13 protein-coding genes and 1 pseudogene are annotated in these 12,966 nt (G+C 61.0%); 3 read left to right on the top strand and 11 right to left on the bottom strand.

Annotated features, from left to right (window positions below):
- Window positions 1-240: 240 nt before the first annotated feature.
- The 7 genes from P1X14_RS12325 to P1X14_RS12295 form a co-directional block, all read right to left on the bottom strand.
- Complete coding sequence (locus P1X14_RS12325; protein ID WP_277315670.1) at window positions 241-780, bottom strand: hypothetical protein; 540 nt, start codon at window positions 778-780, stop codon at window positions 241-243.
- Window positions 777-2,369 carry a TraM recognition domain-containing protein gene (locus P1X14_RS12320; protein WP_277315669.1) on the bottom strand — a complete coding sequence of 531 codons (1,593 nt, stop codon included), beginning with the start codon at window positions 2,367-2,369 and terminating at the stop codon, window positions 777-779. Before P1X14_RS12320 ends, P1X14_RS12325 begins: the two co-directional genes overlap by 4 nt.
- 9 nt (window positions 2,370-2,378) lie before the next feature.
- On the bottom strand, window positions 2,379-2,588 hold the full coding sequence (locus P1X14_RS12315) for a hypothetical protein (protein ID WP_277315668.1): 210 nt from the start codon (window positions 2,586-2,588) through the stop codon (window positions 2,379-2,381).
- Window positions 2,581-2,796, bottom strand: coding sequence for a hypothetical protein (locus P1X14_RS12310; RefSeq protein WP_277315667.1), 216 nt, complete (start codon window positions 2,794-2,796; stop codon window positions 2,581-2,583). Before P1X14_RS12310 ends, P1X14_RS12315 begins: the two co-directional genes overlap by 8 nt.
- A gap of 99 nt (window positions 2,797-2,895) precedes the next feature.
- Window positions 2,896-3,132, bottom strand: a complete 237-nt coding sequence (locus P1X14_RS12305; protein WP_277315666.1) for a hypothetical protein — start codon at window positions 3,130-3,132, stop codon at window positions 2,896-2,898.
- A gap of 103 nt (window positions 3,133-3,235) precedes the next feature.
- Window positions 3,236-3,385 (bottom strand): hypothetical protein, encoded by a 150-nt coding sequence (locus tag P1X14_RS12300; RefSeq protein WP_277315665.1) that lies wholly within the window; start codon window positions 3,383-3,385, stop codon window positions 3,236-3,238.
- A 145-nt stretch (window positions 3,386-3,530) separates the two neighbouring features.
- The gene (locus P1X14_RS12295) at window positions 3,531-3,839 is read right to left on the bottom strand and encodes a hypothetical protein (protein WP_277315664.1); all 309 of its coding nucleotides are present in this window, start codon (window positions 3,837-3,839) and stop codon (window positions 3,531-3,533) included.
- Between the two features lie 142 nt (window positions 3,840-3,981).
- Between P1X14_RS12295 and P1X14_RS12290 the strand changes: the two genes are divergently transcribed.
- Together P1X14_RS12290 and P1X14_RS12285 are read left to right on the top strand one after the other, a co-directional pair.
- Window positions 3,982-8,157 (top strand): AAA family ATPase, encoded by a 4,176-nt coding sequence (locus P1X14_RS12290; RefSeq protein WP_277315663.1) that lies wholly within the window; start codon window positions 3,982-3,984, stop codon window positions 8,155-8,157.
- A 509-nt stretch (window positions 8,158-8,666) separates the two neighbouring features.
- A complete protein-coding gene (locus tag P1X14_RS12285) occupies window positions 8,667-9,686 on the top strand; it encodes a DUF2971 domain-containing protein (protein WP_277315662.1) in 1,020 nt (339 codons plus the stop codon).
- A gap of 220 nt (window positions 9,687-9,906) precedes the next feature.
- Here P1X14_RS12285 and P1X14_RS12280 read toward each other — a convergent pair whose 3' ends face one another.
- Both P1X14_RS12280 and P1X14_RS12275 read right to left on the bottom strand, forming a co-directional pair.
- Window positions 9,907-10,521: a YbhB/YbcL family Raf kinase inhibitor-like protein gene (locus P1X14_RS12280; protein WP_277315661.1), complete on the bottom strand. Its 615-nt coding sequence runs from the start codon at window positions 10,519-10,521 to the stop codon at window positions 9,907-9,909.
- 4 nt (window positions 10,522-10,525) lie between these two features.
- On the bottom strand, window positions 10,526-11,197 hold the full coding sequence (locus P1X14_RS12275) for a glutathione S-transferase family protein (protein WP_277315660.1): 672 nt from the start codon (window positions 11,195-11,197) through the stop codon (window positions 10,526-10,528).
- Between the two features lie 93 nt (window positions 11,198-11,290).
- Between P1X14_RS12275 and P1X14_RS12270 the strand changes: the two genes are divergently transcribed.
- Window positions 11,291-11,683 (top strand): hypothetical protein, encoded by a 393-nt coding sequence (locus P1X14_RS12270; RefSeq protein WP_277315659.1) that lies wholly within the window; start codon window positions 11,291-11,293, stop codon window positions 11,681-11,683.
- A gap of 4 nt (window positions 11,684-11,687) precedes the next feature.
- Here P1X14_RS12270 and P1X14_RS12265 read toward each other — a convergent pair whose 3' ends face one another.
- Both P1X14_RS12265 and P1X14_RS12260 read right to left on the bottom strand, forming a co-directional pair.
- A complete protein-coding gene (locus P1X14_RS12265; RefSeq protein WP_277315658.1) occupies window positions 11,688-12,638 on the bottom strand; it encodes a zinc transporter ZntB in 951 nt (316 codons plus the stop codon).
- Window positions 12,635-12,966: pseudogene (locus P1X14_RS12260) on the bottom strand (siroheme synthase); the annotation flags it as partial. The gene P1X14_RS12265 and the pseudogene P1X14_RS12260, both read right to left, overlap by 4 nt.

Below are 12,966 nucleotides of genomic sequence, written 5' to 3'. Positions count from 1 at the left end.
AAAAGAAGAATTCCGCGGAATAGTTCACTGCTACGTTGCCCGCATAAGTTGCAGTCAACGTGAACCCCGGCGGGAGGCTTTTGGACCTCAATATCGTCACGAACGTGGTTAACGATCCCCTAATGCGCCGTTGAAACAGACTGTTTCCACAGGGCAATTTCGGAGTGGCGCAGGCGCTGATGCCGGGCACCCGGCAGGCCCATCGTGGGCGCAATTCAGGGTTGTGCTTCGGCCGGGACATCATCGACCCATGACCTGCCAGCAATGATCCGGCAGCGCGCGATAGGCATCGTTGAGGGTCGGCACCGGCATGAGCGGCCGGGCAGCGCAGAGCGTCACGACATCCGTTTTGGTCGCACGCTTCGTCGATGCCTGGGGCTGGCGTAGCTTATTCCCGAGCGCCCGGAGGGCGATCAGCAGCAAGGCGAACGCCACCAGCACGATGCCAAGGCGCGTCGACACTGAGTCCGGATTGGCGACGCCATAGGCCGTGAGCGCGACCATCCCCACGATACCCAGCGCCTTGCGCAGGTCCGCTTGCGGTCGCCGCACCGGCCGATCCGCCATGCCGTCCCACGCGCGTTTCCACGCAAGGTACGATGATCGCGCCTTCACCGCAGTGCCGGTCTTGGTCATGATCGCAAAGGCGAGCAGCCCCGGCAGCAGCAGGTTGGTGTCGCTCTGCCAGCATCCGGCGAGCATGCCGAAGCAACCGAGCGTCAGCGCTCCGGCCACCAGCGGGTGCCCGAGCAGCTTCGTCGTGGCGGTAGGCTCCCTCATTGCTGGAACTCCACCACCAGGAAGTTCTCGCCCGATGCGGCGAAACGCCTTCCGGCCTGGAACCACAATGCCGAGACCCGATTGCCGTGCGCCGGTCCGCCCGTCTTGAGTCCCCATGCGAAGAACCCGGCAGGCACCATGTCGTCGACGGTCTCGCTGTAGCCCCGGCTCGTGCCGTGATTGCTGCCGGTCCCCCGGTTGCGGCCCCAGTTATCGTTGCCGCCGTCGGACGAGCCATACCCGGTCGAGCCGTTGTAGGAGCCGCCTTGGGGCGAGCTTGAATAGCCGCTGCTCGAACTGCGATTATGGCCCCAGTTGGTGCCTTCGCCCATGTTCATGCCGATACTGGTGTTGGTGCCCTCGCTCTCGTTGAACGACGCCCGGCGATGCACCGCCTTGCCGATCTTGCGGCTCATCCATTCGTTAGTCTCGGCGCACGCCGACGAATGCAGCACCACGGTGCCGAACTGGCTGGCAAGATGATGGGCGCGATCATGCGGGTGATCCCCGCCGATCTTGGCGTACAGCGTCGGTAGGCTCTGCGTCGCCATCAGTACTGCCACGCGCGACGAGCGGCATTGCGCCATGAACTCGGCATCGTGGTGCAGGAAGTTCTGCGCTTCGTCGGCGACGATCGCCACCGGCCGCTCGCGCAGGTGCGGCGCCATGCCATTGCGTGCCAGCAGCACCCGCTGCGTCATGAACTTGAACAGCTTGGCCGCGATGGCCGCGTCCTCGCCGTCCGTCTGCACCGGAAAGTTCATGAGGATGATCGCGCCCGACAGCAGCAATTCAGGGCACAGTGTCGTCTCGCCGCAAAAGGCGTCCTTCAACCAGCCTCCTTCAAACCGAGACAGCGCGGTGGTGACGCTGATGCGGATATTCGAAGCAGTCTTTGGGTCCAGCCTAGCCGCATCTAGCCGCCAATAGTTCATGCAACGCTCCGCCGCCGCATCATCGAAGCCCGGCACCGGCACCGGCCCCGCCGCCAGCCGCTGGGCAGCGGCATGGAAGAAGCGGAAGAACGCCGCTTCGTGCTGCCATGCCGGATCTTGCATCTGCTCCGGCGAGCTAGGCGCACTGCGGATGAAGGCGAGTATATCCGTGATCCGCACGCTGCCGGTCGCGGCATAGATGACGGGTATCGTCGCCCGAAGCTGCTGCTGCACCGAGTCCGTCCAGAACTGCTCGCTGGCGCGCCCCGGCGACGGGCTGGAACTGCGGATCATCTCTAGCACTGCCATCAGCACGTCGATGACGTTGTTGATATTCCCGCTGCGTGCCAGCTCGTGCGCTAGGAAGTTGTAACCGCCGTTGCGGCCGTTCCAATCGAGCAGCGAACCGAGACGGCCCGTCTCGCGGCACCAGCCAATGATTGCTTCCGCATCTTCCGGTTTGGCGACGCAGAAGAGCACACCAAACCATTGATATAAAAGTGACTTTGTGCCAGACTTGATGGTTCCGCTGGTCTTGCCGGACCCAGTGGTCCCGAACACCAGCGTGTGGGTAAGTGCGGTACGCACGTCCCAGCAATCTTGTGGCGTGAGATGCAGCAGCGCTGCATCCAACATACCTTGATGCATTGCCATGGTGGCCTCCTATCGGTCGATGCCGCGCTCCGGCTCCGTCGGATGCGCCCAGCCGAGATGCTCGCCGGGAGTTTTCTCTCCCGCCTGCGAGCCGAGCGTGATGGTCTGCGCGCGTGGCGAGACGATCTTGCCGAACCAGCCTTCCTCGAGAACGCGCTGCCGAGCATCCGCCAGCGCCACGCCGAAGCCGCGCAGAAAGGTCTCCGTGATGCTAGTCATCGAAGCGCGCCCCGCATTCGAGGCACCGCCAGCGCGGCCGGATTGAGTTTGTCAGTCGCACCAGGCCCAGCGCGCCCAGCACCCCGACCGCCACCGCGTTGTCGCCATAGCGCCGCAGCTGCGGCGCATACTGCGCCGCCGCCGCGAACGGCGCTTCTTCCAGCCAGTTCGAAACAAAATTCTCGGATGAGCAGGACGGACAGCACATCGCCGTTCTCCAGAAAATGGGCGCAGGAAACCCTTCGCGGTCGCCCGCGCCCGAGGTTCACGATGGTTGAAATGAGCGACTAGCGCCGCCCTCGGCATGTCAGCTGAAGACGTGCCCGCAGTCGCGACACTGCTTCTTCCCGCCGCCGGGCAGGCGCTTATACACCTCGTAGATCGCGCCAGTGGCGAGGACCGCCGCTTTGATGCCGGGGTGCGGATGGCCCGCAGCCGCCTGCTGCTGCAGCCATTGGTTCCACGAATGCTTCGCAGTGTAGGTGCTCGGCTCCGCCGAGGTGATGTTGCTGCTGCCGCAGCCGGGACATTTGCCGAAAAACATGATTCGTACTCCTAGAGAGTGGCACTGAAAGGCGCGCAGGTTTCCCTCGCGCGGGAAACCCGCGCGCCTCTTGGGTCGATAGGTTTGAGTTAGTTATTCAGGGCTAGGAGCCGCCGCCCTTGCTGCACGCCGTGACAGCACGCACCAATCCGGCAATGAACTTGCCGAGGAGTGTGCCCGCAGCCACGCCGAGCGCGGTCTTCACGACCTGCTTGCCGATGTCGTCGGGGTCCTTTTGCTTTTCGTCCGTCATGTTCTCACCTCCTTCCGTCAGCAGCCTTGCTGAGCGGTGAGATGAAGGTGCAGGGTTGGCAGAAACGATACGAGGGAATGAAAAGTAAAGAAAAGGAAATACCACTATATCAAATGCTTATGCAAATCCCGCGCTATACTCTTTGTCAGCGTGCGCGTGCGCGGGGAGCAAGCGACAAAGCATGATCGACGGCCTCTTCAACCTCACGCAGCGTGTCGAAACGGCGATGGCCACTGTCTTCCATACCCAGCAATGACCAAACCTTTTGAACTTTTTCCTGATCTTCAAGGGCCTCTGCGACGCCATCATTAGCCGCTAGGACATAATGGTAATCGCAGCTGTCTTCCGGCGAGAAGAGCGTTAGCGAGAAATCTGCGATAGTGGGACTAATGCCACATCTGCTTGCTAGCTCAGCAATTTTCGAAGAAACCCATATCTCACCACTACGCGTCATGCATCCATCTAGTTGGTTCTCACATATTTCCTCATATTGCTCGGCCGGTGTCTAGAAATTTTAGACGCCGACCAGCAATCTTCCCGAAACTGTCACAATTATCTACATGGCGATGCGCCGATCTGAAGGGCTTCGACAGGCAGTGACAACCGTATCGGATCTTTCAGAAAATCCGCCATCTTATCCGAGAAATGGCACCTATGCGGACCATCTTTGGTGGCATCTGCGCATTTGGGGAACTCGCAAAGGGGGAACTACGGCGAAGCCGGGACGAAAATGGGCATTGAAGGAGTTCTATTCCCGAATTTTAGGGAAAACTCACACGCCCGAGGATGCAGCTACGAATCTGAAGCATTGGATGGGTGGGGCGAATCCGCCGCTTTCACAGGATGTAGCAGACCGTATTGAGGACGCCCTCTTTGGGCAAACAGCCGCGCTGCAACGGTGGAAAATTGATTTGCGGTGGGCGCACGAAAAATCGCGCGGCACGGGTAAGAACAAAAGAACGCTTACAGCAAAAATGCTCGCGTCGGGCCCTGATGCGCTCTCGCATGATATTTTCGGCCCGGTTCATGCTCAGAAAAGTCACTTCGCGACCGCTGCACGAGAGAACGTTACGCTCGTCACAAACCGACTGACATATTTCTTTGTCGGCCGCTCTTCCGATCTCGCCGCCATCGACAAGTTCGTGAATGATCGCATGGCGGGTGATGAGCGAGGCCTAATGGTCATCACCGCGCCGCCGGGCTTTGGGAAGTCCGCGCTTGCAGCTCAATGGTGTACTCAGGCCGAAACGAAATCACACCGCCGGATTGCAAAACATTTCTGCGCGCTCGCGGCCGGAGAGCCTACAACCTCCTTGCCGAACATCTACGCTAATCTCAGTCAGCAATTGGCCGAGACACATGGTATGCCGCTGGCGGAACCCGGCACGTTCGATTTGCTCGTGGACCTGTTGAGCAGGTCAGCCCCTCCCGGGGTAGAACTGGTGCTGTGGCTGGATGGCGTCGATGAGGCAGCGGAAAAGATAAGTTGCTTTCTGCCACGCCTTTTGGGTGAACGCGTTTGCGTCATCATTTCGGCGCGTGCGACCGAGGATGCGGTACCCGACTACCTGGAACCCTGGCTTACTGAGGAAATGGCGCTCGCGCATCGTCGTACGAGGTATTCGCTCGCCAAACTATCACTTCATGATGTTCATGACCTTGTTGAAGGTCTGTTCGCTCGCAACGAACTCAAAGCACCGCCGACACTTGGGCGCGATATATTCTTTATCTCCGAGGGTTACGCGCTGCTTGCCCGAAACGTGGCGGAAACCGCTCTCGAAGCAGTTCGCGCCGGCGAGCCTATCGATTTGGGTGTGGCACCTCTTTCCCTGACAAGCTACGCCGACCGCGAGTTGCGTCGGCTTGAGGCTCTGGAAGAGTGGCCGCGACTCCATGCCCTTTTTGCTCTTTTAGCCATCGCTCGCGAGGCGGTTAGCATCGACGACCTGCCATTCTTGGTTGGCGAGCGCTTTTTTCTTGCGGCGTTCCCGAGGCAGCTTGCCCGCTGGCTGAGTATCGTCGCGTCGCCGCGCCGTGAACGTCCAACTCTCTTGAGCTTCGCGCACCCATTGCTGCGAGAGATGTTCTCCAGAGCGCTCGGGTATCAGATCCAGGAGGCATCAGCCCGCACGTGCCAATTCGCCGCGACGCTGCCTCCCGCACAATGGCCAGTATATGCACTGCGCCATCTCCCCACTCACCTTCTTGATGCCGGTGACCCCCGCAAAGCGGCTGAGCTCTTAGCAGACCAAACGTTTATCGCCGCCCGCTTCCACGACCTCGGTGCGCAACGCGCACCCGCACTTATGAAGTCCGATTGGATGAAGTGGTTGGCGTCTGGAGCAATCGCAGATAGTCAGGAAGCGCTGCGGCATCATCAGTTCTGGATTTACTATGGCGTCCGACTAGTTGGTGAAGGATCACAGAACAGTTGGCAACAACTGATGTGCGACGTCGGTCTAGTTGATTTGAGCGCGCCATCCAGATTGCATGCTCCGCTTCCGTTTCTTCAGCCGTTCTTCATCGCGGTGTGCGCACACAGCTATATTAGCCGGGTACAGGCGCTAAAGTGCGAGCCCGGTTTCATCTCTTGGAATCACAAAGGCACCGTAAAGATATGGAGTCGACTTGGTGTCGAACGCGCGGCGTTCCATTCTGGGTCTGGGATGTCCGAGGTAGTGGAACTCGCGCACGGAGCCGGGTTTGTGTCTTGGGGTCCCAATAACTGGGTAGATCTATGGGGTCCCAACGGCGAGGATCACGGCTCGTGGCAATCTCACGACGGCGAGATCAAAGGCGTGATCGCCTTGGAAAGCGGTGGCTTTGTCTTCTGGGCGGAGGGTGGCTCGTTACAACTGGCGATTTCCACGGAATCGCGCCCTCAGATGCTTCAAGATGCTTCAGGCGGATGCGTAGGGGCCATTCAACTTACTGGCACCGCTGGTTTTTTGTCATGGAGCCGCGACAAGACGATCCGATTTTGGAAGTCCAACGGCGAACTCGATCATTTACTCCTCGCCAGCGAGGGCGGAGGCCGAGTACTGCTGCCGTTGTCCGATGGCCCCGCGTTCCTCGCCCTCAGCGGAAATGGCCAAGCATTCTGCCTTTGGAATTCGGATGGAAAGCGGCAGGCTGAGTTCGCTGGTCATGAAGGGGGCACTCAGTCCGTGGTCCAACTGGACGATGGGTACTGCTTTTTGAGCTGGGGGCGTGACGAGAAGCTTCGGCTATGGTCGCGAGATGGTCGCGAGCTAGCCGAAATGCAATCCGATTCGCCCATCTATGGGGCGCTCGAACTGAAAGATCAGCGCGGATTTCTTTCATGGGGCGAGCATGACACCTTGCTCCGTTGGAGTAGAGACGGCGCGAGATTGCCGGAGCTACGAGGTCACCGCACGCCCGTCCGAGGCGCCCTAGAACTTCCAGACAATGTTGGCATCTTGTCGTGGGATGGTTTCGGCAAGGCACGGCATTGGGACCTAGTGCACGGCACCGCGAGCGTACCCAATCAATGCCTGGATTCCGTCTCGAGCGCTTTCACGACCGACGATGGACAACACGTCGTCACCCGAGATTGGGGTAGTTTCCAGATCTGGAGAGCGCCCAATATTGGCTTAGTGCCTTCTGATCGCGAGGCCTCGATTTCAGGCATGGTTCGATTGGCTAACGAGCGAGGCTTTCTGACGTGGGATGACGAAGGGTCGTTGGGACTTTGGAATGCCCTAGGAGAGCAGGTGGCTCTCTGGGAGGGGCATTTAGATAGAATTGTCGGTGTCGTCGAAGTCGCAACCACAGGCCAGTTTCTATCATGGAGCCACGACCGGACGCTTCGCCTCTGGGACGGTGCGGATCAGTTAAAGGCCGAACTTGTCGGACATACCGACCGCGTGAACGGAGCGCTGGAGCTATCGGGTGGAAGGGGCTTCATCTCTTGGAGCGACGATCGAACACTACGCCTTTGGTCATCGACCGGTGAGCAACAGCTGAAGTTTGTCGGCCATCACGGAGATGTCGGTGGCGGACGCGAGGTAAAAACCGCGGATCGGTATTTTTCTTGGGGGGAGAATACCGGTCCCCTTTTGACCGGACGCGAATTGCGGGACCGTAGCGGATTCATGTCGTGGGCAGACGACTATACCGTGCGTTTATGGAGCGCCGAAGGTCAGGAACTCGCTATGATGGCGCATAGGGAACCGGTCAATGGAGCCATCGCTCTCGCCAATGGTAGCGGATTTCTTTCTTGGGCTGACGAAGGGGAACTGCGCCTTTGGGATAAGTGGGGCCGCCTTTCCAAGATTATGGTCGGTCATCGCGACGATGTTCGCGGAGCTCGCCAGCTACGTGACGCAAAAGGCTTTATGTCTTGGAGTAAAGACGCTTCCGTTAAAATTTGGGACCCATCTGGTGAACACCAGAGAACGCTATACTGGGGAGACCACACCAGTGTCCGAGACGCTCGTGAACTGCGCGATTCCCAGGGTATCATATCGTGGACCGGCAGCGGGCTGATTCGCTTGTGGGGGCCCATGGGTGATCTAGTTTTCACGCTTGATCACCGCGGTGGAGTACGCGGCGTGATCGAGCTTTCTTCCAGCGGATTTTTGTCTTGGGGGCTTGGCGCACTCAGGCGCTGGAATTGGTCGGGTGATTTACTGAACGTCTGGCTGTCCCCTGCTAATCACATCCACGCTGTTGAACCATGCTCCCACCCAGATCATTTCATGGTTGCGTTTGGGTCCAGCGTAGGGAGGGTCTATCTGCCAGCAATTTAACCGAACTCGCGATAACGTGACCGCGAGATTTCCCCAGTTGAGATTCGAGCCGTGCTGAGCTGGCCCTGGTCAAGAAGGAGCCGGACTCAACCCTTGAATGGTAACAATCAGAGGAACACGTCACAGCCCGTGACCTATCCGGCGTATTAAGGAACGATCCCTAGTGCTATGGAACTGGGGCTCCACCCCCAGCGCGCTGCGAAGCGCCTTCCGCCCAGCTTCCGCCACTACGTTCCGTGCAGCCGGTTCCCCGCAAAGCCGCTTACTCTGCTTGCCCCCCGATGCTCGCCGCATAGGCAGGGTTTCAGTTCGCCCTGAAACCCAATCCCACGGAGGAATGCGCCTACGCGCCACTTTGAGGGCTGATCGCTATCTAAGCACCAGATCAGCAAAAGCGATCCTCAGCACGCGTCATCAATTTGGTCTAGCACAAGGCGGGCGCTGTTACTTGTCGATTGCTCCAGGGTGGGCCACGCTCCGAACCGGACGTACAAGCGCCCCGAGGTACCATGAACGTCAGCGAGAACACGCCCGAAGAGATCAACAAGTATTTGAGTGCCGTTGTGCAACCTCACGCGGTTCGTTCGGGCCAGCGGTTTGTGGAGTCAGGCTCTCGCTTCGTCCACTATTCTACCGCTGCTGGTGCGCTAGGCATTATCGAGAACAATTGCTTATGGCTTCGGAACGTCACGGTTCAGAACGATCTATCGGAAGTGCATCACGGCGCGAGCTGCCTTCGTAAGTACTGGGCCGACGCTGAAAGGCGTAAGCGCTTTGAAGAGGTCCTGTGCGCGATCGACCCAGAGGCGGCGACCACCGTCATCAACGCCATGGATGGCGACCTGTTCGAACTGATCCATGAAACCTACATCACTTGCCTCTCTGAACATGCCGGGCAGGGTGCAGAGCGGGAAGATGCTTACGGTCGCCTAAGCATGTGGAGAGCCTACAACGGTGGCACCACTGGCATTGCGCTGGTCTTTAACACAGAACCCTTCCTGTCGGAGAGCGAAGCCCATCCGATGCTTCGGTTTGCGCCGGTCCATTATGCCGACGAGACGGATTTTGCCGCGCATATTGATGAAGTCGTGGAAGCGATTGCGGCCAACTCGGAACTCATCAAGGAAGTTGAGGCGGCGCGCCCCGACGAGAACGTGGTCGCCGATATGATGTTCAATGTCCTTCGGATCGCCTTGGTCGCGACCAAGCATCCCGGCTTCCACGAAGAACGCGAGTGGCGCATCATTCATCATCCGCGTTCGGTTCCACCCGAAGCGACCAATCACATTTCAGCGCTGAATGTCGAGATCGGTGGAATTCCACAGACGATCTACAAGATACCGCTGATCAACTACCCCGATCAGGGCTTGGCCGGCGCGACATTGCCGGAGGCCCTCCACCGTGTAATTATTGGGCCAACAAACACACCGTACGTGATCTGGCGGCGGTTGTGGGATGCTCTCAGTTTATCTGGTGTGCCGATGGATGGCGGAAAGCTGTGGCGCTCTGACATTCCTCTTCGGGTCTGAGGTGTGGACAAGATGCGGCATTGATTGGACGTGCCGCGCCTGCAGTGGCATGAAAGCAACAAGCTTCACAAATCGCCCCTATCTTCCTGCACAAATCCTACACAGGTCAAAATGGCCTAATTTACCTGCATAATATCAAATACTTACTATCCGACCGGCCTTGTGCCGGGGTCCACTGTGCCTCATCCGTTGAATCCAAGCCTCTTGCTTCGCGCTCGCCTCACGCCGGCGCCACCGCCCCCACCAGACCCGTCGGCGCTTCCTCGCCCCGCGAATAGGTGCCGGTCAGCAGGCCCGCCGCCAGCACGCGTCCGGCCATCGCCTTGAGAATCGCATTCTTGCCCGGCGTTTCCTTCACATCGGGGCCCGGCCCCAGCGCGAACAGCTGGAATGCATAATGATGCACGCCATGCCCGGTCGGCGGATCGGGCGGCAGCCAGCCTTCGCCGAAGAAGCTGTGGCGGCCCACATCGCTGCCGTCGGCGCCGCCATCGCCATCGGCACGGATCGCGCCTTCCTTCAATTCGCCTTCCAGCGGCAGGCCCCACACCACCGCATGTACGGTCGGCGCGGGGGTCATCGCGTCGGGATCCTCGACGATCAGCACCAGCCGCTCGGTCCCTTCGGGAATCTGCGTCCAGAACAAGGGCGGGGAGACGCCGTTGCCATCGGCGGTGAACCGCTCGGGCAGCCGGTCGCCATTGCCGAAGGCCATGCTGGCGAGGTGGAGCGATTCGAAGGTGCCGAGCTCGGGCTGAACGATCGCCAGCTTGTCCTGCCCCGCGCGCACTCCTTTCAACGCCGCCCCAAGCCAGTGCGGGACGTGCTCGAGCATCGCCCTAGAGGTCCAGCTTCTCGTAATCGGCGGGCGGGGCGATCCCGTCCATCCGCTCGGTCAGCAGCATGCGGAAGCTAGGGCGGCTCTTCATGCCGACATACCAGCGCTTGGCCTGCTCATGGCTCTTCCAGTCGATCCCGCCCAGATAGTCGGCCACAGAGATCTGCGCCGCGGCGGCCAGATCGGCGAGGCTCATCATCGGACCCGCAAGCCAGGTGCGGTGATCGAGCAGGTAATCGATATAGTCGAGATACTCGACCGCGGCCTTCATCGCGGTGCGCAGCGCCGTGCCGTCGGGAGCCTGCTTGTACACCAGCCGCTTGAGCATCCGCTCCTGCAGCAGCGGGGCGGTGATGTCGCGATAGAAATAGGTGTCGAACCAGATCACCAGCCGGCGGATCTCGGCGCGGTCGGTCGCGGTGCCGTTGAGCATCGGCGACTTGGTGACGGTTTCCTCGAAGAATTCGCTGATCACGGTCGAATCGATCAGGGTCACGCCGCGCTCGCTATCGACCATCACCGGCACCTGACCGGTCGGGTTCAGATCGATGAACTCGTCGCGCCGCTCCCATGGCGATTCGCGCACCGGCTCATAGCCGACGCCCTTCTCGCCCAGCAGCAGGCGAACCTTGCGGGAGAAGGGGCAGAGGGGGAACTGGTAAAGCTGCCACATGACACCGCTTTAGGCTCGGGCGTGCGGGTGCGTAAAGCGGGGTCGCGGCGAAAGGTTCAAACGCGGTTCATGGTCCCCGGGCGATGGGGGGCCATGCACCTGCTGTTCGCCCTTGCGATCCTGCCCGGGGGATTTGCCCTGTCGCCCCTTCCGGCTGCCGCGCAGGTAGCCGTCCCCGCGCCCGCGCGGTCGTCGGTCGCTGTTTCCGCGCCACATATCGCCTCGATCGAGGGCCTGCGCCTGCGCATTATCAACGAAAGCGGCTCGCTTCCGGCAGAAGCCAGATATGGCGGGGCGACCATCGCGCTGCCGGAAATGCGTGGGGAGCGTGCGACGCCGGTCGAGCTCCGCATGCGTGATTCGGACCGGACCGTCCGTTTTACCGGGGGCAACGCGCTTAGCTTCGCCCCGTCCGACTTCCGCAACGGCGTCGCCTGTGTGCGCATCCCGCATGGCGGCGCGGCTATGAAGGTCCCCTGCCGCTAGGGCGTTATTTCGGAAACCAGTGGCGCTGGACGAAATAGCCGGTGATCGCCACGGCAATGGCGACGCAGAACCAGAACACGCCCCAGAAGGCCCAGGGCGAATGGGCGAAGGGGATGCCGGCCACGTTCATGCCCAGCAGCCCGGTGATGAAGGTCAGCGGCAGGAACACCATCGCCGCCACCGCGATAATGAGAGACCGCTGGTCGATCTGCTCGGCGCGCAGGTCGGTCAGCGTTTCATGGATCAGCGCGGATCGCTCGCGGATGCTCTCCAGCTCCTCGGCCATGCGTGCGGCACGGTCGGCGGCGGAATTGAGGTGGAGCCGGTCGTCGTCGCGCAGCCAGTCGCCGGGCAGGGCCGCCAGCTTTTCCAGCGCGATCCGCTGGGGATAGAGGAAGCGGCGATATCCGATCGCGGTGCTGCGCGTGGCGTTGACCTTGCGCCGCAGCTCAAACGCCTGATGCGCCGCGATCTGCTCCTCGCAATCGTCGAGCGAGTCGCCCAGCTCGGCGACCACCGGATCGAGTTCCTCGGTGATCTCCTGCGCCAGCGCGGCAATCAGGTCGCCGGGATCGAGGATCTGGCCCGATTCGACGCGTTTCTGTACCGGTGCCAGCGCGCTGAACGGTTTGCGGGTGACCGAGAAGACGCGCCCGCCCGCTGCGTACATGCGGATCGAGGCCAGCGGATCGGATGCGGTCATCTCGTCGGTGGAAAGCCCGCGCAGGTTGATCACCGCGCCATCCTCGACCGGATCGCAGCGCGGCCTTGTCTCGGCGGCGGTCAGCGCTTCGGTGACATAGGGCGACAGGCCCGCGCCGCCGAGCCACGCCTTGGCATGGTCGTCGCTGGTGGTGAGATGGATCCAGACCAGGCTGCCGGGCTGGCCGAGCGCCTGCTTGATCTCGGGCGACGAGACCTTCCCGTCGCGCACGACATAGGCAAAGCCGCTCATCGCGCCATCTCCAGATCGACCGACAGGCCGGGTCCGGCATCGGCGGGCGGTGCGGCGCAGGCGATGCGGGCGGCGTCGGCGCGGGCGCGGTCGAGGATGGCGGTCGGCACATCGGCACGATGATAGATGCGGTCGGCCCCGGCAAGCGCGCGTGCCTGCCGCAGGGTCAGATCGTCGGGATCGGCCGAGGTCAGGGTGAAGCGGAGCAGTTCCGGTTCGCGCGCCGCTTCGGGTGCGGCAAGCCAGATGCCAACCGCTTCGCCGTCATGCTCGGCCAGCGGATCGAGCATTCCGCCCTCGGCCAGCGCCGCGCCGATGGCGCGCCGCC

Origin of the sequence: Sphingomonas sp. AOB5, from assembly GCF_029433115.1 — a bacterium.
In the GTDB taxonomy this organism is placed as follows: Bacteria; Pseudomonadota; Alphaproteobacteria; order Sphingomonadales; family Sphingomonadaceae; genus Sphingomonas.
The sequence above is the reverse complement of the archived record's forward strand: the minus strand, read 5'-3'. Positions and strand labels throughout refer to the sequence as shown.